Here is a 21,419-nt window from a genome sequence, read left to right as displayed (position 1 = left end):
CTGTCTTCCTTCGGGTACTCGGGAACACGGAGTCCGGTGTTCTGGATCCCGTACGCCCGGCGTCCAGCGCCCGCCCCGGATGCCCCGGACGCGCCGCTCCCCGCCGTTCGGCCCGCGAGGGCCGCCCCGGGACTGACGTGCATCCCGGTCCGTAAGGTGCTTTTTCGCTGCTGAGGGGGATTGCAGCACGTGGGTGGCCGGTTCTTACCCGTACGGATCATCCGAGAACCGGCGCCCCCGCCTTGGGGGACCGCACAGAACGCCGTCCGTGCGAGGCCCCCGTACCGCTCAGGCCATGTGCGCGTCCGCCACCGACAGGGCCTCGTCGAGGACGGCCAGACCCTTCGCCACGTCGTCCGCGCCGATGTTGCAGGGCGGGGCGACGTGCAGCCGGTTGCCCGCGACCAGCGGCCACAGCCCGCCCTTCTTGCAGGCCTCGGCGAAGGCGCCCATGGGGGCGTTCGCGGCGCCCGAGGCGGCGTAGGGAACCAGCGGCTCGTGCGTCTCCCGGTCCCGTACGAGCTCCAGCGCCCAGAAAGTGCCCAGACCGCGGACCTCGCCGACCGAGGGGTGGCGTTCGGCCAGCTCCCGCAGCCCCGGACCCAGCAGCTCGGCGCCGGTGCGGGCGGACTGCTCGACGATGCCCTCCTCCGCCATGGTGGTGATGGTCGCGACCGCCGCGGCGCAGGCCAGGACGTGCCCGGAGTAGGTCAGCCCGCCCGGGTAGGGGCGCCGGGCGAAGGTCTCGGCGATCGCGCCGGAGATGGCCACGCCGCCGAGCGGTACGTAGCCGCTGTTGACGCCCTTGGCGAAGCAGAGCAGGTCGGGGGTGACCTCCCAGTGGTCGGCGGCGAACCACTTGCCGGTGCGGCCGAAGCCGACCATGACCTCGTCCAGGATGAAGACGATCCCGAAGCGGTCGCACAGCTCGCGCACGCCCGCGAGGTAGCCGGCGGGCGGCACGAGCACGCCCGGGGCGCCGCCGACGCTCTCCAGGATCACCGCGGCGATGGACTGCGGGCCCTCGAAGACGATCGTGTCCTCCAGGTGGCGCAGCGCCCGCGCGCACTCCTGCTCCTCGGTCTCCGCGTGGAAGGGCGAGCGGTAGAGGTAGGGCCCCCAGAAGTGCACGACCCCGGCGGTCGCCGAGTCGTTGCCGAACCGGCGGGCGTCACCGGTCAGGTTGATCGCGGCGGAGGTGGCGCCGTGGTACGAGCGGTAGGTGCTCAGCACCTTGGCGCGCCCGGTGTGCACGCGGGCCATCCGGACGGCGTTCTCGACGGCCTCGGCGCCGCCGTTGGTGAAGAAGATCTTGTCCAGGTCACCGGGGGTGCGCTCGGCGATCAGCCGGGCCGCCTCGGAGCGGACGTCCACGGCGAAACCGGGGGCCAGGGTGCACAGCCGGGCGGCCTGCTCCTGGATCGCGGCGACCACCTTGGGGTGCTGGTAGCCGATGTTGGTGTAGACGAGCGAACTGGAGAAGTCGAGGAAGCGGTTGCCCTCGTAGTCCCAGAAGTACGAACCCTCGGCCCCCGCCACGGCGAGCGGGTCGATCAGCTCCTGGGCCGACCACGAGTGGAAGACGTGCTTCCGGTCGGCTTCTTTCACGGCGTCACGTGCGTGGGCGGCTGCTGCGTTCATGAGTCGAGCGTAGTTGTCCACGATGTGGATGGACGGGCGGAGGGCTGATGCCCGTGGACCTGACGGAGGGGTCGGGTGCTCGTTGACCGCCCCGCGCGGGGTGCCTAGCGTCCATCCATATGATTACGGACATTCCGCTTCGGCCGGGACGTGGGCCCGGGCGGGGGTCAGACGATGTGGCGACCGCCGTCCACGGTCAGGACGTCGCCCGTCGTGTAGGCGGCGTTCACCAGGTACAGCGCGGCTTCCGCCACGTCCTGCGGGGTGCCGACCCGGCGCAGCGGGGTGTTGGCCGTGATCCATTCGCGCGAGCTCTCCCAGACCTCCTCGGCCCCGTCGTACCAGGGGGTGTCGATCAGTCCGGGCGCCACCGCGTTCACCCGGATGGCGGGTCCCAGCTGGGAGGCGAGCAGCCGGGTCATGTGATTGACCGCGGCCTTGCTGACGGCGTAGGGGACGGAGCTGCCCAGGGCCCGGGTCGCGGAGACCGAGGAGATGTTCACGATCGAGGCGGCCCCGGATTCCCGCAGGTGGGGAGTGGCGGCGGTGATCATCTGCCAGGTGCCGATCACGTTCACCTCGAAGATCTCGCGCCAGGCGTCGGCGTCCGCGGCGTCGAGGTCGTCGAGCGGGATGAAGCGGGTCCGGCCGGCGTTGTTGACGAGGATGTCGAGGCGCCCGTACGCGTCGACCGCGGCCCGCACGATACGGCGGGCATCGGCCGGGTCGGAGACGTCCCCCCGCACGTAGAGCGCGTCCGGCAGCTCGGCAGCCAGTTCCCTGCCCTCCCGCTCGCTGCGGGCGGAGTTGACCACGACGCGGATGCCCTCGGAGGCCAGGCGGCGGGCGATCGCGGCGCCGATTCCGGAAGACGATCCGGTGATCAGGGCCACGCGGGTCTCGGTCATGTGTCCTCCTGCTCGGGGCGCCGGTGAGGGCGGTCGGTGGGGCAAGCGAGTGGATCTTAACTTACCGCATGTCGGAATTGAACTTCCGCTATGTGGAAGTTGTGAAGGAATTCAAGGAATTCAAGGAACCTGAGGAGAACGACCGATGCACCGGCACGGCCCACCGCACCACCCGGTCCACGCCCCGGCCCACGCCCCGTCACCCCCGTCCACCGACGACACGGACGTCGGCTGGAACGGCCGTCCCGGCCCCGCTCCGCGCCCGGCCTCACAGGGCGGGAGCAGGTGATTGAGGCCCGGGGAGCGGGGTAGGCGGGGGGCGACGGGAGGTGGGCCGGGTGAAGGCGGAGCGGTTCTCGGTCGAGGCGACCCACGTGGCGGGCGCGACCGTCCTCGCGCTGGCCGGTGAACTCGACCACGACACGGCGGGCCCCCTGCGGGCGGCCCTGGAGGCGGCACTCGCCGGGGACGGCGGAGGCCGCCTGCTCGTCGACTGCACCGAGCTGCGCTTCTGCGACTCCACGGGGCTCAACGCCCTGCTGCGGGCCCGGCTGGCCGCCCGGGAGACCGGCGCGCGCCTGGAGCTGGCCGGACTGCGGCAGCCGGTGGCCCGGATGTTCCGTACGACCGGGGCCGACGGGGTGTTCCTCGTCCACGACGACCTCGCCGCGGCCCTCGCGCACGACGGAGGCGGGCACGACGGAGGCGGCGGGACCGGTGGGTGAACCCGAGCAGACGCGGCGGCTGGTGCTGGGCGGACCGGTCCCGGGCGTGGTCACGCGGTGCCGCGACTTCACCCGGCGCGCCCTCACCGAGTGGCGCTGGCTTCCTTCCGACGGATCGCCCGCCGCGGTGGAGGCGGTGGAGGAGGCCGCCGAGGACGTCCTGCTGATGGTGTCCGAGCTGGTCACCAACGCCTGCATGCACGCGGGCGGCCCGGGCGCCCTGGTCCTGCGCCACACCGCGGACGGGCTGCGGATGGAGGTCAGCGACGGGAGCCCCGAGCACCCCCGTCGCCGCTCACCTGGAAATCCGTCCGTCCCCGGCGGACACGGTCTGATCGTCCTCGAACGGCTCTCCCGCGAGTGGGGCTGGGAACGGAACGAGGCGGTGGGCGGCAAGACCGTGTGGGCCGAGGTGGCCTCACCGCTCGCACCGCCCACCGATGGACCGTCCAGCGGGGGAACCGCTTCCTAGGTCTCGGATTCCTCGGTCTCGGATTCCTCCGGCTAGGCCCCGGAGTCCTCCGCGTCGTCCTCCAGCAGACCCGTACGGAGCCTGGCCAGGGTCCGGGTGAGCAGCCGGGACACGTGCATCTGGGACAGGCCCAGCCGGTCGCCGATCTCGGACTGGGTCAGCTCCTCGCCGAAGCGCAGCGCGAGCAGCGCGCGCTCCCGCTCGGGCAGCCCCGACAGCAGCGGCTTGAGGGACTCCAGGCATTCGATGCGGTCGTACGCGTCCTCGTCCTCACCCAGCACCGGCTGGCTGTCGAAGGACTCCCCTTCGGCCTCGCCCTGCACCGGCGCGTCCAGCGAGCGCGCGGAATAGGCCACGGCGGCCTTGCGGCCCTCGGCCAGCTCCTGCGGGCTCACCTCCAGCCGCTCGGCGAGCTCCTCCTCGGTGGGGCAGCGGCCGAGGTCCTGCTCCATGGCGTCCTGGGCCTTGGCGGTGTCCAGCCGCAGCTCCTGGAGCCGGCGCGGGACCTTCACGGCCCAGCTGGTGTCCCGGAAGAACCGCTTGATCTCGCCCGTGATCGTCGGCATGGCGAAGGTGGCGAATTCCGCCCCGCGCCCGGGGTCGTAGCGGTTGATCGCCTTGATCAGTCCCACGGTGCCGACCTGGACGATGTCCTCCACCGGTTCGCTGCGCCCGCGGAACCGGCGGGCGGCGTACTTGACCAGGCTGAGGTTCAGTTCGACGAGGGTGTTGCGGACGTACGAGTACTCGGCGGTGCCCTCTTCCAGGGCCCGCAGCCGGTCGAACAAGGTCACCGAAAGGGTCCTGGCGACGGCGGTGCTCACCTTGAGCGGTTCCTCCGGGATGCCCTCCATGAGCTGGTCGCGGTCATCTGTTCGAAGCATGTGGTGCTCCTCCGACGGATGGTCGCACTGCCTGAACGCGGCACGGCCGTCGTGCGAGCTGACGTGTTCGATATACCCGGTGGCCGATGGGCTTACCCGTACGAGTGACCGGCGGCACCCCGTGGGGCGCCCGAGGGAGCACACTGGAGATCCTTGAGGACCGGGAGCCGGGACATGAGCCGGGATGCCAACACCGACGACGCCCTCGCCGCGGCCGTTTCGGCGCTGACCGCCGAGATCGCCGGGCTGCACGATGACCGGGCCCGGCGGCGGCTGCTCGACCTGGCCACCGGGGTGCTCGTCGACCAGCTCCGGGTGACCCCGGCCGAGGCGGCGGACCACCTGCTGGAGCTGGCCGTCAGCACCGGGCTCAGCGCCGGTGACCTGGCCGCCGACATCCTGAACGCCGCCGCGAAGTCCCTGGTCGCCGAAGCCCCCGCCGACGCGCGGCGGATCCGCCGGGCCACGGCGGCCGTCCTCGCGACCGACACCGCCGGAGAGGCCGCCGTCACCCTGCTGGACGGGGGGCTGCGCCGGATCGGGGTGCGCACCCTCTACCTCTGGCGCCGGACCGGCACCGACTGCCTCGCGCTGGCGGGGCAGGCCGGAGCGGGCCCGCAGGAGGCCCGGCACTGGCAGTGGGTGCCGCCGGACACCCCGCTGCACCGGGTGCTGTGGGAGGGCGCCGCCTGGTGGGGCGTGGACGACTGGCTGCCGGGCGGGACCGGGACGCGGGCGGTGCTGCCGCTGCGCCGCCACGGGCACATCGTCGGGGTGGCGCTGTGCGTGTGGGACACCGCCCAGGCGCCCGACGACCGGGTCCGGCGCACCGCCGAGCTGCTGTGCGAGCCCTGCGGGGCGCTGCTGGGCGAGCCCGATCCGCCGGGGACCCGGGCCGCGGAGGCGGTGCTGCTGGAGCTGGCCACCGGCCCGGCGGTGCTGCTGGGGGCGGACGGCAGGCTGGAGTACGTGAACCCGGCCGCGCGCACGGCCCTGGGCGCGGTGCGCAGCCCGGTGGGCCGGTCCGCCGCCGAGGTGTTCCCGTACGCCTGGAGCGCGCTGGCACCCGCCGCCGACCGGACGGAGCCGAGGCGGCTGGGGCACGTGGGCGGGCTGGACGACGTACGCGTACTGCCGCTGGGCCGGGGGCGGGCCGCGGTGCTGTGGGAGGCGGCGGCCCTGCGCAGCGAGGCCCTGACCCGGGTGCTGGGGCGGCTGGAGCGGGTCGGGTACTTCGAGGAGGACCTGCTGACGGGTGCCACGCGCTGGAGCCAGGAGACGTACACGCTCTTCGGGATGGACCGGGACGCGCCGCCGGTGCCGCTGGCCCGGCTCGGCGCCCGGCTGCACCCCGAGGACGTACCGCTGCTGGAGGGACTGCTGGCCTCCCTGGGGGAGGGCCGTCGCGGGGACCGGGCGCTGGTCCGGGCGATCCGGGCGGACGGGGGCGTCCGGCACGTGCGGATCGCGGCCGAACCGCTGCTGTCGGGGGCGGCGCTGACCGGGCTCACCGGGGTCTACCAGGACGTTTCCGCCCAGCATCACAACGAGCTCGCGCTGTCGGCGGCCCAGGAGGACGCGACGGCGCGGGCCCGGTTCGTCCTCCAGCTCCAGCGGGCGATCGTGCCGGAAGCGCCCTTGACGGCCGAGCCCGCGGGCGGTCTGGACGTCGCGGTCCGCTACCGGCCCGCCTCCCAGGACTATCTGGTCGGCGGCGACTGGTACGACGTCCTGGTCCTGCCGGACGGCCGGGTGCTGGTCGCCGTCGGCGACATCGCGGGGCATGGCATCGACGCGGCGACCAGCATGGTCGTGCTGCGCAACGCCCTGCGCGGGCTCGCGGTGACCGGCGCCGGGCCGGGCCGGCTGATGACCTGGCTCAACGAGGTCACCCTGGGCACCCGGGGCGGCCCCACGGCCACGGCGGTGTGCGCGGTGTACGACCCGGTGGCCGGTTCGCTGCGCTGGGCCGGGGCGGGCCATCCGCCCGTCCTGCTGCTGCGCGAGGGCCGGGCCCGGATCCTGGACGCGCCGCACAACATCCTGCTCGGCGCGGTGGCGGGCGCCGACTACGAGGAGGCGTCGCTGGCCCTGCTGCCGGGGGACACCCTGCTGCTCTACACGGACGGGTTCGTGGAGCGGCGGCACGTGAGCATGGACCGGAGCCTGGCCGCGCTGCGGCGGGCGGCCCAGCGGGTGGGGGCCGGGCCCGTGGAGTCGATGGCCGACGCGCTGCTGTCGGCGGTCACCGGGGACACGGACGACGACACGAGCCTGGTCGTGGTGCGGGTGCCCCGGACGGGTGCGGGCCCGGGTGTGGCCGCCGGGCCTGTGGCCGCCGGGCCGCATCCTGGCGTTAGAGAGCCGTAAAAGCCCCCTTCGGGGGCGTATGGGGCCCGTCAAGGTGAGGTGCGGGGGGTCTCTCCAGGGGTTCCACTCAGAGGTGTCCGAAAGCCGTCCCCGGAACCCTCAGGAGCTCACGATGGCCGATCTGGCCTTCGTCGTCACCACGATCGCGCTCTTCGCGCTGGTGGCTCTCATCGCCAAGGGGGTGGCCAAGCTGTGACCGCCGAAAACGTGGTGGGCCTGCTGGTCGCCGTCGCTCTGCTGGGCTATCTGATCGTCGCCCTCGTGTTCCCGGAGAGGTTCTAGCCCCGATGAGTCCCGTTCTTTCCGGGGTGCTCCAGCTGCTCGCGCTCGTCGCGGCCCTGGCCCTCGCCTACCGCCCGCTGGGCGAGTACATGGCCCGCGTCTACTCCTCCGAGAAGCATTACAAGCCGGAGAAGTGGATATACAAGGCCATCGGCGCCAATCCCTCCGTGGAGATGCGCTGGCCCGCCTACCTGCGGGCGGTGCTCTCCTTCTCCGTCGTGGGCGTCCTGTTCCTCTACGGTCTGCAGCGCCTCCAGGGCGTGCTGCCCGGCTCGCTCGGCTTCGCCTCGATCAAGCCGGACCAGGCCTTCAACACGGCCGTCTCCTTCGTGACGAACACGAACTGGCAGTCGTACTCCGGCGAGCAGGCCATGGGCCACGTCGTGCAGACCGGCGGGCTGGCCGTGCAGAACTTCGTCTCGGCGGCGGTCGGCATGGCCGTCGCGGTGGCGCTCGTCCGGGGCTTCGCCCGCTCCCGCACCGGTGAACTGGGCAACTTCTGGTCCGACCTGGTGCGCGGCACCGTACGGATCCTGCTCCCGCTGTCGGTGATCGGCGCGGTCATCCTGGTCGCCTGCGGTGTCATCCAGAACTTCTCCGGGATCCACGAGGTCGGGCAGTTCCTGGGCGGGACCCAGCAGTGGAACGGCGGCGCGGTCGCCTCGCAGGAGGTCATCAAGGAGCTGGGGACGAACGGCGGCGCCTACTTCAACGCCAACTCGGCCCATCCGTTCGAGAACCCGACGCCCTTCTCCAATCTCTTCGAGATCTTCCTGATCCTGCTGATCCCGTTCGCGATGACCCGCACCTTCGGGCGCATGGTCGGTTCGGTCCGGCAGGGTTACGCGATCCTCGCGACGATGGCCACGATCTGGCTCGGTTTCACCGCGCTGATGATGTGGACCGAATTCGCCCACCACGGCCCGGCGTTGCAGGCCGCGGGCGGTGCGATGGAGGGCAAGGAGACCCGCTTCGGGATCGGCGCCTCGGCGATCTTCTCGGTCGCCACCACGCTCACCTCGACCGGCGCGGTCAACTCCTTCCACTCCTCCTACACCGGCCTCGGCGGCGGCATCCAGCTGCTGGGCATGCAGCTGGGCGAGATCGCGCCCGGCGGTGTCGGCTCCGGCCTCTACGGCATGCTGATCATGGCGATCATCGCGGTGTTCATCGCGGGCCTGATGGTCGGCCGCACCCCCGAATACCTGGGCAAGAAGATCGGCACCCGCGAGATCAAGCTCGCCGCCTGCTACATCCTCATCACCCCGGTGCTGGTCCTCGGCTTCACCGCGGTCGCGATGGCGCTGAGCGGGCCGCGCGCCTCCATGGCCAACGCCGGCGCGCACGGCTTCTCGGAGATCCTCTACGCCTACACCTCGGGCGCGAACAACAACGGTTCGGCCTTCGCGGGCCTGAGCGCCGACACCCCCTGGTTCAACACCACCATCGGCCTCGCCATGCTCCTCGGCCGTTTCCTGCCCATGGTGTTCGTCCTGGCGCTGGCCGGTTCGCTCGCCGAGCAGCGGCCCGTACCGGCCACCGCGGGCACCCTGCGCACCGAAAAGCCGCTGTTCACGGGCCTGCTGGTCGGCACGATCATCATCATCACCGGACTGACGTACTTCCCGGCCCTGGCGCTGGGCCCGCTCGCCGAAGGGCTCGCCTCATGAGCACCGCCACCCCCACCCCCACCCGCGCCCCGCACCAGGACGCCCCCACCGGCCACAAGCCGGACGAAGGGCGGGCCGGCACCGGGCTCTTCGACCCCAAGCAGCTGCTGAAGTCCTTCCCGGACGCGGTCCGCAAGCTCGACCCCCGGGTGATGGTCAAGTCCCCCGTCATGTTCGTCGTCCTGATCGGCTCGGTGGTCACCACCGTGCTCGCGGTCAAGGACCCGACGGACTGGTTCGGCTGGGCCATCACGGTCTGGCTCTGGCTGACCACGATCTTCGCCAACCTCGCCGAGGCCGTCGCCGAGGGCCGGGGCAAGGCCCAGGCCGAGACCCTGCGCAAGGCGAAGACCGACACGGTCGCGCGCCGTCTGACCGGGGGCGTCGAGGAGTCCGTACCCGGCACCGACCTGCGGATCGGCGACCTCGTCGTCTGTGAAGCGGGCGACATCATCCCCGGTGACGGGGATGTCGTGGAGGGCGTCGCCTCGGTCGACGAATCGGCGATCACGGGTGAATCGGCCCCGGTCATCCGGGAGTCGGGCGGTGACCGCAGCGCGGTCACCGGCGGCACGAAGGTGCTCTCCGACCGGGTGGTCATCAAGATCACGACCAAGCCCGGCGAGACCTTCATCGACCGGATGATCAATCTCGTCGAGGGCGCCTCCCGGCAGAAGACCCCCAACGAGATCGCCCTCAACATCCTGCTGGCCTCGCTGACGATCGTCTTCCTGCTGGCGGTGGTCACCCTCCAGCCGTTCGCGATCTACGCGGGCGCCGAGCAGTCGATGATCGTGCTGACGGCGCTGCTGGTCTGCCTGATCCCGACGACGATCGGGGCCCTGCTCTCCGCGATCGGCATCGCGGGCATGGACCGCCTCGTCCAGCGCAACGTCCTCGCGATGTCGGGCCGTGCGGTCGAGGCGGCGGGCGATGTCTCGACCCTGCTGCTCGACAAGACCGGCACCATCACCCTCGGCAACCGCCAGGCCTCCGAGTTCGTGCCCGTCGAAGGGGCCATCGCCGCCGAACTCGCCGACGCCGCGCAGCTGTCGTCGCTGGCCGACGAGACCCCCGAGGGCCGCTCGATCGTGGTCCTCGCGAAGGAGAAGTACGGGCTGCGCGCACGCCACCAGGGCGAACTCGCGCACGCCGAATGGATCCCCTTCACCGCCCAGACCCGGATGTCCGGTGTCGACCTCGACGAGGACGGCGTCCACCGCAAGGTCCGCAAGGGCGCCGCCAATTCGATCCTGGCGTGGGTGGACGAACAGGGCGGTACGGTCGCCTCCGACGCCCGAGAGAAGGTGGACGCGATCTCCGCGGCCGGTGGCACCCCGCTGCTCGTCGCGGCGCAGGACGCCAAGGGTGCGCGGGTGCTGGGGGTCATCCACCTCAAGGACGTGGTCAAGGAGGGCATGCGGGAGCGGTTCGACGAGCTGCGCCGGATGGGCATCAAGACGGTCATGATCACGGGTGACAACCCGCTGACCGCGAAGGCCATCGCCGAGGAGGCGGGCGTCGACGACTTCCTCGCCGAGGCCACCCCCGAGGACAAGATGGCCCTCATCAAGCGGGAGCAGGCGGGCGGCAAGCTGGTCGCGATGACCGGTGACGGCACCAACGACGCCCCCGCGCTCGCCCAGGCCGATGTGGGCGTGGCGATGAACACCGGCACCTCGGCCGCCAAGGAGGCCGGGAACATGGTGGACCTGGACTCCAACCCGACCAAGCTCATCGAGATCGTGGAGATCGGCAAGCAGCTCCTGATCACCCGGGGAGCGCTGACCACGTTTTCCATCGCCAACGACGTGGCGAAGTATTTCGCGATCATCCCGGCGATGTTCGCGGTGGTCTACCCGGGCCTGGACAAGCTCAACATCATGGGCCTGCACTCGCCCGAGTCCGCGATCCTGTCGGCCGTCATCTTCAACGCGCTGATCATCATCGCCCTGGTGCCGCTCGCCCTCAAGGGCGTCCGCTACCGGCCCACCAGCGCCGACAAGATGCTCCGCCGCAACCTCGGGATCTACGGACTGGGCGGCCTCATCGCCCCGTTCATCGGCATCAAGCTCATCGACCTGCTCATCTCCCTCATCCCCGGAATCGGCTGACCACCCATGAACAACTCTGTAGGCAACACAGTGCGGTTGATCGGGGCGGGCCTGCGCGCCCTGCTGGTCCTCACGGTCGTGTGCGGGGCCCTCTACCCGCTGGCCGTCACCGGGATCGCCCAGGCCGCGTTCAGCCGCCAGGCCAACGGTTCCGAGGTCAAGGACGGCACCGGTACCGTCGTCGGCTCCTCCCTCATCGGGCAGAGCTACGGCGACGACCTCCGCTGGTTCCAGCCGCGGCCCTCGGCCGGGCTGGGGCAGAACACCATCAACACCCAGTACAAGCTGCTGGTCTCCGGCGCCTCCAACAAGGCGGCTGACAACCCCGACCTGGTCAAGGCGGTCCGCGAGGCCCAGCAGAAGGTCATCGCGGACAACACGGTCCCCGGCTTCACCCCGCGGCTCGGTCAGGTGCCCGCCGACGCCGTGACCTCCTCGGGCTCGGGCCTGGACCCGGCGATCTCCCCGGCTTACGCGGCCCTCCAGATCCCCCGGATCGCCGCGCGGAACCACCTGCCGGTCGCCCAGGTCGAGAAGCTCGTCGCCGCCCACACCGAGGGTCGGACCCTGGGCTTCATGGGCGAACCCCGCGTCAACGTACTGGAATTGAACATCGCGCTGAAGTCCCTGACGGGCTGACGGCTGACCGGATGGCCGGACGGGTCCGGGCCGCGACGGCGGCCCGGACCCGTCGGCACGGCGGGTGCGCTGGTCAGGAGTTGTACGGGCGGGCGGTGCGGCCCTCGCGCAGCGTGGTGGTCCACCAGGTCAGCCGGTCGAGGAGGGTCTTGGCCGCGCCGGCCGCGCCCTGCGGGTCGTGGGCCTTGCCGCCCTCGGCGAAGTGGTCCCACGCGCCGTGGAAGCTGACCGCGTCGCGGATCGTGACGCAGTGCAGCTCGGCGAAGACCTGGCGCAGGTGCTCGACGGCCCGCAGACCGCCCGAGACACCGCCGTAGGACACGAAGGCGACCGGCTTGGCGTGCCACTGGGTGGTGTGCAGGTCGAGGAAGTGCTTCAGCTGCGCCGGGTAGCTGTGGTTGTACTCCGGCGTGATGACGACGAACGCGTCCGCCGCGGTGACGCGCTCGGACAGTGCCTCCAGCGCGGGAGTGCGCGGGGTGCCCCAGTTCGGGTGCTGGGCGGGAAGTTCCAGCTCGGCCACGTCGATGACGTCGACCTCGAAGCCACCGTGCTCGGCGGCGAGCGCGGTGAACCATTCGGCCACGGTCGGGCCGAAGCGGCCTTCGCGGGTGGAGCCGACGATGACAGCGAGCTTGTTCACAGGTGTGTTATTAGCCATGGCACGGAGGGTACGTGCGACCTGATCTTGGTCCGTTGACCGGGTGTTTCACGTGAAACAAATGAGTGTTTCACGTGAAACACGCCCGGTTTCACGTGAAACACCCTGTTGGGAGGCTCCTGTTGGGGGCGCCCCGCGTGCTCATTCGGTGGCGATCCCGAAGTCGTGCACCAGGGCGGCCAGACCGCCCGGATACCCCTTGCCGCCCGCCACGAAGGACCAGTCACCGCCCGCTCGTCGCCGGAACGAGCCCAGGACCAGGGCGGTTTCCCCGGGGCGGCCGTCGGACACGTCCAGCTGGTCGATCTCCGTGCCGTCGGCGCCGAGCAGCCGGATCCGGGCCGCGAGGAACCCGGACAGGTCCGCGTACGGATGGGTCTCGGGATCCACCGCCGCGACCAGCACCAGCCGGTCGGCGCGGTCGGGGAGCGCGTCGAAGGCCACCTCGATCGCGGCCCGGTCCGGCGGGGTGTGCGGACGGCTGCGCACCGAACCGTCCGGGGTGCGGTGGTTGTTGAAGAAGACGAAGTGCTCATCGCTGAGCACCCGGGTGCCCGCGCAGACGAGGGCGCACACATCGAGCGCGACCGGCCCGGACCAGTACATGCCGAGCACGTTGTACTCGGGGGCGGCCGCCGGGGCCGGGGTGGCTTCGCGCTGGGCGGGGACGGCCGCCGCCGGACGGCCGCCGTCCCCGAGACGGCCGCGCAGCCCGTGCCGGTGCAGCAGGTCCACCAGCTCCGGCCCGGAGACCAGCTCCAGCGGCTTGCCCTGGGCGAAGGCGTGCGATCCCGGACCGAAGCCCGAGGTCGTCACCAGTACGCCCTTGTTGGCCCCCGCGTCCTGGACCGTGCCGTACAGGTCGCGCACGGCGGTCGGCGGGACGGTGTTGCGGTACCGCTTGACCTGGACCACGATCGAGCCGCCGCGGATCGGGGTGGGGTCGGTCGCGTCGACGTCCACCCCGCCGTCGTTGGACCGCTGGGTCATCACGGCCTGCATCCCCATGGCCCGGAACAGCTCGGCGACCAGGCCCTCGAACTCGATGGGATCCATCGAGAACAGATCGGGCTCCTCGTCCCCCGCTCCGCCGCCAGTGCCGCTTCCGTGCGTGACCACGCCCGAGCCGAGGTCCTCCGGCGTGCGGGCCGGACGTACGGCCGTGAGCAGGTCCGGGCGGGCCGACAACTGCCCGCGCAGAGCGCCGGTCAGGCAGTCCACCGGGTTGACCTGGGCCAGGTGGAGGGCGGCGAAGGACGGTCGGGTCGCCATCACCGTGGCCAGGAAGATCTGCGCGGGACGGCCCGTCGCCGGATCGTGGTCGTCGACGTACCCGTTGAGGGCCACCGACTCCAGGGCGCCGAACTCGTCCGCCTCGAACAGGTCCCGCAGCACCAGCAGGACGCACTGCGCGAGCAGATCGCGGTACACCGCGCGGCGCTGGCCCACCGGGAGCGGGGACTCCTTGTCCTGGTCCGTGCTCGGCATGTACCGCACCGACTTCGCGGTGGGCACCACGTCGAACCCCGGCAGCTCCCAGTTCAGGACCAGCTGGCGGGCCCCCGGATCGTAGGCGGCGCTCAGCGCGCGCGGCAGTTCCCCGGGCCAGCCGGAGGACGAGTACAGCGCGGCCGAGAAGTACTCGACGGCCGCGTCGGGGTCACCGGCGCGCAGCGAGGCCGCCAGCTCCGCGATCCCGGTGTTGTGCGCGCGGATCTCCGCGAGCTGCCCGCCCGCCCACCGGTCGTACTGCGCGCGGTACGCGGAGAGCTGCTGCTGCCGCTGCGTCTCGGCGGCCTGGGCCGCGTGCCAGGCCTGGGTGTACCGGGCGTGCGCGTCGGCCTCGGCCTGCGCCCGGCGGCCCGCCCCGATGCCCCAGCCGGTCTGCACGGCGAACTGGTGCGGTTCCGGCATCGGCACCGGACGCTCCAGCTGACCCGGGTTGAACGCCTCGACCCGTTCGGGCCGCCGCAACGCGGCGATCCGGAAGGCGGGTGCGGCACAGCCCTGGCCGAGCAGCCCCTGGAGCGCGGCGACCTGCTGTTCCAGCTGCTCGGTGAGCCGCCGCGCCTCGGCGTCCCGGTACTGGCGGTAGGCCACCTTCTGTTCGCGCAGGCCGCGGGCCATGTCCCGCTCCTGAGCCCGCTGCTGACGTTCTCGCTCCCGCTGCTGCAGGGCCTGCGAGCGTTGCTGCTGGCGCTGGGCCTCGGCCCAGATCCCGACCAGTCCACTGGAACGACGACTCATCCGCCCCGGCCCTCCCCGACCCCGTGCGATACCCACGCAAACCCTAGCGGCTCGAAGGCATGGCTCAGGGCCGGTCACCACAGTCGGTGACCGGCCCTGTGGCCGCGCTCGTTCTCCCGCGGGGCCCGTTCCCCGGCCGCTACTTGGGCATCAGGACGGTGTCGACGATGTAGACGGTCGCGTTGGCGGTCGGGACGTTGCCGCAGACCACGTGGGAGGCGCCGTTGACCTGGTAGGAGGTGCCGGATCCGGCGGTGGTGACCTGGTCCTTCTCCAGGGTGTCGAAGGAGCCGCTCTCCAGCTGCTGCGGCGCCAGCCTCTGGCCCACCACGTGGTAGGTGAGGATCTTCGTCAGCATCGCCTTGTCGGCGAGGACCTTGTCCAGGTCGGCCTTCGGGATCTTGGCGAAGGCCTCATTGGTCGGGGCGAAGACGGTGAGGTCCTTGGCGTTGTTGAGGGTGTCGACCAGGCCGGCCTGCTTGACGGCGGCGACCAGGGTGGACAGCGCCGGATTGTGGGAGGCGGCGGTGGCGACCGGGTCCTTGGCCATGCCGTCGAAGCTGCCCGCGCCGGTGGCGGGGACCCCCGCACAGGCGGGGCCGAAGGGCTTGTCCGTGGACGGCGCACCGTCCACGGCGGGCGCGGTGGGGACCGCGCCCGCCGAGTCGGCGGCCGGACCGGCCGCGCTGTCCTTGCCGGATTCGGAGCAGGCGGCCAGGGCGAAGGGCAGGATGGCCGCGGTGGCGACGGCGAGGGCGGTACGGAGGAAGCGAAGCGTGCTCATGGCGTTCTCCATGGTGGTGGGTGCGGGAAGGGGGTCAGCCGGGGGTGACGAAGACGCTGTGCCAGCCGCTGGCTCCGTCGGGAAGGGTCTGGGTGCGCCGGTCGGTCTGGAGGCGGCCGCCGCCGTCGGTGGCGCGGACGGTGAGGGTGTGGCCGCCCGGGGTGGTCGTCCAGGGGAAGGACCACTGCCGCCAGGTGTCGACGGTGTCCTGGTCGGCGAGGTCGGCGTCCTGCCACGGGCCGTCGTCGATCCGTACCTCCACGCGCCGGATGCCCCGGTGCTGGGCCCAGGCGACCCCGCCGACCATCACGGTCGTGCCCAGCGGCGGCCGGGCGAACGGCTTGGGGGTGTCGATCCGGGCCTGGGTCTTGACCGGTGCGCGCCGGGCCCAGCTCCGCTGGACCCAGTACGGGTCGTAGGCGTCGAAGGTGGTCAGCTCGATGTCCCGGATCCACTTGCAGGCCGACACGTACCCGTACAGCCCGGGGACGAGCATGCGGACCGGGAAGCCGTGCTCGAAGGGGAGCGGTTCCCCGTTCATGCCGACCGCGAGCATCGCGTCGCGGCCGTCCATGACGTCCTCGACCGGGCTGCCCAGGGTCATCCCGTCGACCGAGCGGGCCACCAGCTGATCGGCCGGGCCGCCGCGCGAGGGGGGCCGTACGCCCGCCTCGCGGAGCAGGTCGGCCAGCCGGACGCCCAGCCAGCGGGCATTGCCGACGTACGGTCCGCCGACCTCGTTGGACACGCAGGTCAGCGTGACGTCGCGCTCGATCAGGTCCCGGCCGAGCAACTCCCGGTAGGAGTACGTCCGGGGGCGGCCCACGCCCTTGCCGTGCAGCCGCAGCCGCCAGGTGCCGGCGTCGACCCTGGGCACCACCAGTGCGGTGTCCACCCGGTAGAAGTCGGTGTTCGAGGTGGTGAAGGCGCTGATCCCGGGGATCCGCGGGGCGGCCCGCGCCGGTACGGGCGCGGCGGGCGAAGCGGGCGCGGGCAGCCGTACGGCGGCCCGGGAGGCCACCGCGCCCCGGCCGCGCCGCCCGGCCAGGGTCCGTCCCAGCGCACCCGCCCCGGTGGCGACGAGCGCGGTGGCTCCGGCGGCGAGCAGGAACCCGCGCCGGTCCAGGCGGCCCGCGGCCGGGCCCTCACCGGTCCCGGCCGGTGGCCGCGCGAGCCGCCCGAGCAGGACGTGCAGGACCACGGATCCGGCGGCCGCCCCCACCAGCGAGGGCAGCGCGTCGGCCGCCCCGGCCGCGTCGGGCCGGGTGAGCGCGGCGGCCGCGCCGAGCACGCCGAAGGCGAGGACACCGGCGGCGCCGGTGCGCCGGTGGCGCAGGGCGAACAGGCCGAGGAGGACGGCCAGGAAGCCGAGGGCGGCGACGATGCCGATCTGGAGGACGAGCTTGTCGTCGGTGCCGAAGCGCCGGATCGCGAAATCCTTGACCGGGGCGGGGGTACGGTCGATGGCCGCGCCGCCTACTGCGGTGACGGGGCCCGCCTGGGGCCGCACGAAGGAGGCGACCAGTTCTGCGACCGCCAGCGCCGTGTACCCGGACAGCAGGCCGCTCAGCGCGGCGAGTGCGCCGCGGTTCAGGGCCGGTCGGGTGATGGTCACATCTGGCATTCGGCGCCCCGGGCCCCGCGGATTGGTTCGGTTCGCCGGATGTTCCGGCAATCCTCGGGGGCGTCGGCTCCGAAGAACAGGTGACCGGGGTGCCACCACCCATGCCGAACGGCGCGGAGGACTGCCCATGCGAGCGATCCATCGAAGGGACGAGGGCGACCGTCCTGAACGGTCCGCCCGGCCCGACCCCGCGGAGCTGATGGCCCGGGTCGCGCTCGGCGACCAGGACGCCTTCGCCGCCCTCTACGACGTGATCGCCGGCCCGGTCTTCGGCATCGTCCTCAAGGTCCTGCGGGACCGCGCGCAGTCCGAGGAGGTGACGCAGGAAGTGATGATCGAGATCTGGCGGGGCGCCGCCCGCTACCAGCCCGCCCAGGGGTCCGTCACGACCTGGACGGCCACCCTCGCGCACCGCCGCGCCGTGGACCGGGTGCGCTCGGCGCAGGCCGCCGCGAACCGCGACCACCAGGACGCGCTGGGCGCGCTGACACCGCCCTTCGACGAGGTCAGCGAGCAGGTGGAGACCCGGCTGGAGAGCGAGCAGGTGCGCCGCTGTCTGCGCCGGCTGACCGAACTCCAGCGGGAGACCGTCACCCTCGCCTACTACCGGGGCCTGACCTACCGCGAGGTGGCGCAGACCCTGCGGACCCCCCTTCCGACCATCAAGACCCGTATGCGCGACGGACTGATCCGGCTGCGCGACTGCATGGGGGTGACCACGTGACGACCGAAGACCCGCACGCCCTCACCGGTGCGTACGCGCTGGACGCGCTGGGCCCCGACGAACACCACGCCTTCACCCGGCACCTCGGCCAGTGCACGTCCTGCGCCCAGGAGGTGCGGGAATTCGCCGCGACCGCGGCCCGGCTGGCGTCGGCGGCCGCCGTGCCCCCGCCGCCGGAGCTGAAGGCGCTGGTGCTGGAACGCATCGACAGCGTGCGCCAACTCCCGCCACGGGTACCGGCGCCGGGGCGGTACGCCGTGCTCGCCGCCGGGATCAGGCGCCGCGGCGCGGTCCTCGTGATCGCGGCCAGCCTCGCCGCGGCCGTGTCCTTCGGCGCGATCGCCCTCGGGCAGCACGGGGAGGCCCAGCGGGCGCGGCGGGCCGTGCAGGCCGCGCAGCGCGAGGCCGACCGGGCCGGGGCGCGGAGCGAGGCGCTCACGGCGGTGCTGGCCGCGCCGGACGCACGTACCGCCACGGGCCGGACCGCGAGCGGGGCCAGGGTCACCGTCGTGACCTCGGCCGCCCGGGACCAGGCGGTGGTGCTGGCCGCGCAGTTGCCGCCGCCGCCCGCGGGGACGACGTACCAGCTGTGGTTCTCGGAGCACGGTTCGATGCGCCCGGCCGGGCTGCTGGGCGGCGGGCACGCGCTGCTGCTGGACGGGGCGGTGCGGGACGCCACGGCGATCGGTCTCACGGTCGAGCCGGCGGGCGGCTCCGCGCGTCCCACCACGGCGCCGCTGCTGGTCATGGCCCTCCCGGCGTAGCCCGTGCGGGGCGGAAGCGGAAGGAAGCGGAAGGAAGCGGAAGGGATCGGCGGGCCGGGCACGCGCGGGGAGTCCTGTCCGTTGTCGGGGTGACCATCCATGACATAAGGAGACAGACATGGCCCTGTGGGACCGCATCAAGGATTCCGCCGCGACGATGCAGACGCAGCTGGTGGCGAAGCGGAACGACCTCAAGAGCGGGGCGTTCAGGGACTCCAGCATGGCGATGTGCGCGCTCGTGGCCGCGGCCGACGGCACGATCGACGCGGCCGAACGCCAGCGCGTGGCCCAGCTGATCGGGACCAACGAGGTGCTGCAGAACTTCCCCGCGGACGAACTGCGGCGGCGCTTCGACGAGAACCTCGACAAGCTGACCGCCGACTTCGACTTCGGCAAGGTCGCCGTCATGCAGGAGATAGCCAAGGCGAAGAAGAAGCCCGCGGAGGCCCGCGCGGTCATCCAGATCGGCATCATCATCGGTGGCGCCGACGGTGACTTCGACAAGACCGAGCAGGCCGTCGTCCGCGAGGCCTGCTTCGCCCTGGGCCTGGCACCGCACGAGTTCGACCTCTGACGGACCGTTCGGAGGCCCGTCCGGAGGGTCGGCCAACCCCCCTCTGGGGGAACCCCGGGGGGTTAGCCCCACCCCCGGCCGTCACGCCAGCCGGATGGGACGGCGGGCGGGGCTGAACCACCCTTTGGGCATGACGACTTACACCCGTACGAGCGCCGCACTCGCCCTCTCCGCCGTGACCGCCGCCACCGCCCTGACCGTGGCCTTCGCCCCCTCGGCCGACGCCGCGGCGGGCGGCCGGGCGGACGCCGTCCCCGCGAGCGCCGCGGCGGGTACCGCCGGGGCTCCCGCGCTGGCCTGGCGGCCCTGCGAGCGGCCGGGCGGGCCCGCCGGGCAGGAGTGTGCCGAGCTGCCCGTGCCCCTCGACTACGGCGACCCGGCCGGCCGGCAGCTCTCCCTCGCGGTCTCCCGGATCCGCAGCGACCGGCCCGCCGCCCGGCGCGGCACGCTGATGGTCCTGCCCGGCGGCCCGGGCGGCTCCGGGGTGCAGCGCCTGGCGCAGAAGGGCGAGGCGCTGGGCAAGGCGATGGCCGGCAGCTACGACCTGGTGGGCTTCGACCCGCGCGGCGTGGGCGCCAGTACCACCGCGAACTGCGGACTCGCGCCGGAGGACCGGATGCTGGTCACCCTGCGGTCCTGGCCCGACGCGGACGGCGGTGTCGCGGTCAACGAGGCCCGCTCCCGCCGGGTGGCCGAGGCATGCCAGACCAATGGCGGCGCGGTGCTGCGCAGCTTCACCACCGCCAACGAGGTCCGGGACATGGACCGGCTGCGCCAGGCCCTGGGCGAGCGGAAACTGTCGGCCTGGGGAACCTCGTACGGTACGTACGTCGGCGCCGTCTACGGGCAGAAGTACCCCCAGCACACCGACCGCTGGGTCCTGGACAGCAGCGGCGACCCCGACCCGTCGCGCGTGGCGCGCGGCTGGCTCGCGAACATGTCGCAGGGCGCCGACGACCGGTTCCCCGACTTCGCGGCCTGGGCGGCCGACCCGGCCCGCGCGGCCGAGGGCCTGCGGCTCGCCGAGCGCCCCGACGAGGTGCGCCCGCTGTTCCTCGCCCTCGCGGCCACGCTCGACCACGCGCCCAAGCCCTCGACCACCCAGGGCACGCCGCTGACCGGGAACCTGCTGCGCCAGGCCATGCAGAACGCCCTGTACGGCGACGCGGCCTTCCCGGGCCTCGCCCGGCTCGTGCGGCAGGCCCAGGACCCGGCCGCGACCCCGGTGCTGCCGCCCGAGCTGGCCCAGCCGCTGCGCGACGAGGACGCGGCGATCGCCGTCGCGGTGATCTGCAACGACGTGAAGTGGCCCGCCGACGTGAACGCCTACGCGCGCGGCTCGGCAGCCGACCGGGCCGCGCACCCGCTCACCGCCGGGATGCCCGCGACGGTCACGCCCTGCGCGTTCTGGAAGGACGCGCCGGTGGAGAAGCCCACCCGGATCACCGGTGACGGCCCCTCCAACGTGCTGATGATCCAGAACCTGCGCGACCCGGCCACCCCCTACTTCGGCGCCTTGAAGATGCGCGAGGCCTTCGGCGACCGGGCCCGCCTGGTCACCGTCGACCACGGCGGCCACGGCGTCTACCTGGGCAACGGCAACGCCTGCGGGGACCGGGCGGTCACCGAGTTCCTGACCACCGGCCACCGCCCGTCGCGTGACACGTTCTGCGCCGCGGGGCAGTAGCCGCGGCGGAACCCCGGCGGAACCCCGTCCGCTCCGCTACTCGCTGACGAGGACCGGTATCGACAGCACCACGCTCGCCGGTGCCTGCGCGAACTGCCCGGCAGGCACGGTGAAGTCGATGCCGTCGCCCGCCGCGCGCGGCCCGTCGTGGTGCTGGTCGCCCTGCGCGTCCTCGCCCTCCTCCTGGTACTGGAACTTCGTGGTCCCGAGGAGGTGGCCGGTCGGGTCGTAGTACGCCGCGCCGATCTCCAGGGCCAGGGTGTCGCTGACATCGGAGGTGATGGCGATGTGCCCGGTGACGGACGCCTTGTCGGTGAGCTTGAGGGCGGTCATCTTCACCCGGTCGGTGAAGGGGCCCTCCTCGATGCGGACCTCGCCCGGCTTGGCGGGCTGGGCCAGTACGGCGGCGGGCGCGGGCGCCCCGCGCGGCGCGGGCAGGACCACGGGGGCGGCGGATCCGGCCGCCTCCGCCGCGCTGTCGGCAGTGGCTGCCGCCGGGCCGCCGGAGCAGCCCGAGGCGAGTGCGAGAACGGCGGCCGCGGCGGCCAGCGCCCCGGCGGTGCGGCGGGTGAGGTGTCTCATCGGAAGGCTCCTGACGTGGCCGGGGCCGGGAGGACGTGGTCCTCCCGGCCCCGGCTGCGCATCGGTG

Annotated in this window: 20 protein-coding genes; 12 read left to right on the top strand and 8 right to left on the bottom strand. The window is 72.7% G+C overall.

Going from position 1 to position 21,419, the window contains the following annotated elements:
• Nucleotides 1-288: 288 nt before the first annotated feature.
• The gene (locus tag OHS33_RS17620) at nucleotides 289-1,641 is read right to left on the bottom strand and encodes an aspartate aminotransferase family protein (protein ID WP_330331375.1); all 1,353 of its coding nucleotides are present in this window, start codon (nucleotides 1,639-1,641) and stop codon (nucleotides 289-291) included.
• A gap of 167 nt (nucleotides 1,642-1,808) precedes the next feature.
• Nucleotides 1,809-2,549, bottom strand: a complete 741-nt coding sequence (locus OHS33_RS17615; protein WP_330331374.1) for an SDR family NAD(P)-dependent oxidoreductase — start codon at nucleotides 2,547-2,549, stop codon at nucleotides 1,809-1,811.
• 338 nt (nucleotides 2,550-2,887) lie between these two features.
• On the opposite strand from OHS33_RS17615, the gene OHS33_RS17610 reads away from it, so the two are divergent.
• Nucleotides 2,888-3,274 (top strand): STAS domain-containing protein, encoded by a 387-nt coding sequence (locus OHS33_RS17610; protein WP_330331373.1) that lies wholly within the window; start codon nucleotides 2,888-2,890, stop codon nucleotides 3,272-3,274.
• Nucleotides 3,267-3,746: an ATP-binding protein gene (locus OHS33_RS17605; protein ID WP_330331372.1), complete on the top strand. Its 480-nt coding sequence runs from the start codon at nucleotides 3,267-3,269 to the stop codon at nucleotides 3,744-3,746. The genes OHS33_RS17610 and OHS33_RS17605 overlap by 8 nt, the downstream gene beginning before the upstream one ends.
• 32 nt (nucleotides 3,747-3,778) lie before the next feature.
• Here OHS33_RS17605 and OHS33_RS17600 read toward each other — a convergent pair whose 3' ends face one another.
• Entirely contained in the window at nucleotides 3,779-4,630 is an 852-nt protein-coding gene (locus tag OHS33_RS17600; RefSeq protein WP_330331371.1) for a SigB/SigF/SigG family RNA polymerase sigma factor, read from the bottom strand.
• A 174-nt stretch (nucleotides 4,631-4,804) separates the two neighbouring features.
• Between OHS33_RS17600 and OHS33_RS17595 the strand changes: the two genes are divergently transcribed.
• The 6 genes from OHS33_RS17595 to kdpC all read left to right on the top strand — a co-directional run bounded on the left by OHS33_RS17595 (nucleotide 4,805) and on the right by kdpC (nucleotide 11,705).
• Nucleotides 4,805-7,000, top strand: a complete 2,196-nt coding sequence (locus OHS33_RS17595; RefSeq protein ID WP_330331370.1) for a SpoIIE family protein phosphatase — start codon at nucleotides 4,805-4,807, stop codon at nucleotides 6,998-7,000.
• A 73-nt stretch (nucleotides 7,001-7,073) separates the two neighbouring features.
• Nucleotides 7,074-7,196, top strand: a complete 123-nt coding sequence (locus OHS33_RS17590; RefSeq protein WP_330331369.1) for a hypothetical protein — start codon at nucleotides 7,074-7,076, stop codon at nucleotides 7,194-7,196.
• Nucleotides 7,193-7,282, top strand: coding sequence for a K(+)-transporting ATPase subunit F (gene kdpF / locus OHS33_RS17585; RefSeq protein WP_330331368.1), 90 nt, complete (start codon nucleotides 7,193-7,195; stop codon nucleotides 7,280-7,282). Before OHS33_RS17590 ends, kdpF begins: the two co-directional genes overlap by 4 nt.
• Before the next feature lie 5 nt (nucleotides 7,283-7,287).
• Nucleotides 7,288-8,952, top strand: coding sequence for a potassium-transporting ATPase subunit KdpA (gene kdpA / locus OHS33_RS17580; RefSeq protein WP_330331367.1), 1,665 nt, complete (start codon nucleotides 7,288-7,290; stop codon nucleotides 8,950-8,952).
• The gene (gene kdpB, locus OHS33_RS17575; RefSeq protein ID WP_330331366.1) at nucleotides 8,949-11,066 is read left to right on the top strand and encodes a potassium-transporting ATPase subunit KdpB; all 2,118 of its coding nucleotides are present in this window, start codon (nucleotides 8,949-8,951) and stop codon (nucleotides 11,064-11,066) included. Before kdpA ends, kdpB begins: the two co-directional genes overlap by 4 nt.
• A 6-nt stretch (nucleotides 11,067-11,072) precedes the next feature.
• Nucleotides 11,073-11,705, top strand: coding sequence for a potassium-transporting ATPase subunit KdpC (gene kdpC, locus OHS33_RS17570; protein ID WP_330331365.1), 633 nt, complete (start codon nucleotides 11,073-11,075; stop codon nucleotides 11,703-11,705).
• A gap of 73 nt (nucleotides 11,706-11,778) precedes the next feature.
• Here the strand turns inward: kdpC and OHS33_RS17565 are convergent, their stop codons facing one another.
• The 4 genes from OHS33_RS17565 to OHS33_RS17550 all read right to left on the bottom strand — a co-directional run bounded on the left by OHS33_RS17565 (nucleotide 11,779) and on the right by OHS33_RS17550 (nucleotide 17,021).
• Complete coding sequence (locus OHS33_RS17565) at nucleotides 11,779-12,366, bottom strand: NADPH-dependent FMN reductase (RefSeq protein WP_330331364.1); 588 nt, start codon at nucleotides 12,364-12,366, stop codon at nucleotides 11,779-11,781.
• Nucleotides 12,367-12,507: 141 nt separating this feature from the next.
• Nucleotides 12,508-14,613, bottom strand: coding sequence for a restriction endonuclease (locus tag OHS33_RS17560; protein WP_330331363.1), 2,106 nt, complete (start codon nucleotides 14,611-14,613; stop codon nucleotides 12,508-12,510).
• Between the two features lie 139 nt (nucleotides 14,614-14,752).
• A complete protein-coding gene (locus OHS33_RS17555) occupies nucleotides 14,753-15,397 on the bottom strand; it encodes a fasciclin domain-containing protein (protein ID WP_330331362.1) in 645 nt (214 codons plus the stop codon).
• A gap of 34 nt (nucleotides 15,398-15,431) precedes the next feature.
• Nucleotides 15,432-17,021: a molybdopterin-dependent oxidoreductase gene (locus OHS33_RS17550; RefSeq protein WP_330331361.1), complete on the bottom strand. Its 1,590-nt coding sequence runs from the start codon at nucleotides 17,019-17,021 to the stop codon at nucleotides 15,432-15,434.
• A 127-nt stretch (nucleotides 17,022-17,148) separates the two neighbouring features.
• On the opposite strand from OHS33_RS17550, the gene sigK reads away from it, so the two are divergent.
• The 4 genes from sigK (at nucleotide 17,149) to OHS33_RS17530 (ending at nucleotide 20,770) form a co-directional block, all read left to right on the top strand.
• Nucleotides 17,149-17,745 carry an ECF RNA polymerase sigma factor SigK gene (sigK, locus tag OHS33_RS17545; RefSeq protein ID WP_330331360.1) on the top strand — a complete coding sequence of 199 codons (597 nt, stop codon included), beginning with the start codon at nucleotides 17,149-17,151 and terminating at the stop codon, nucleotides 17,743-17,745.
• A complete protein-coding gene (locus OHS33_RS17540) occupies nucleotides 17,742-18,509 on the top strand; it encodes an anti-sigma factor (protein ID WP_330331359.1) in 768 nt (255 codons plus the stop codon). The genes sigK and OHS33_RS17540 overlap by 4 nt, the downstream gene beginning before the upstream one ends.
• Nucleotides 18,510-18,627: 118 nt before the next feature.
• Nucleotides 18,628-19,083: a tellurite resistance TerB family protein gene (locus tag OHS33_RS17535; RefSeq protein ID WP_330331358.1), complete on the top strand. Its 456-nt coding sequence runs from the start codon at nucleotides 18,628-18,630 to the stop codon at nucleotides 19,081-19,083.
• 130 nt (nucleotides 19,084-19,213) lie between these two features.
• A complete protein-coding gene (locus tag OHS33_RS17530; protein WP_330331357.1) occupies nucleotides 19,214-20,770 on the top strand; it encodes an alpha/beta hydrolase in 1,557 nt (518 codons plus the stop codon).
• Nucleotides 20,771-20,806: 36 nt separating this feature from the next.
• Here the strand turns inward: OHS33_RS17530 and OHS33_RS17525 are convergent, their stop codons facing one another.
• Nucleotides 20,807-21,352, bottom strand: a complete 546-nt coding sequence (locus OHS33_RS17525; protein WP_330331356.1) for a hypothetical protein — start codon at nucleotides 21,350-21,352, stop codon at nucleotides 20,807-20,809.
• Nucleotides 21,353-21,419: the final 67 nt, after the last annotated feature.

The sequence above is a fragment of the Streptomyces sp. NBC_00536 genome (assembly GCF_036346295.1).
GTDB lineage: Bacteria > Actinomycetota > Actinomycetes > Streptomycetales > Streptomycetaceae > Streptomyces.
The sequence above is the reverse complement of the archived record's forward strand: the minus strand, read 5'-3'. Positions and strand labels throughout refer to the sequence as shown.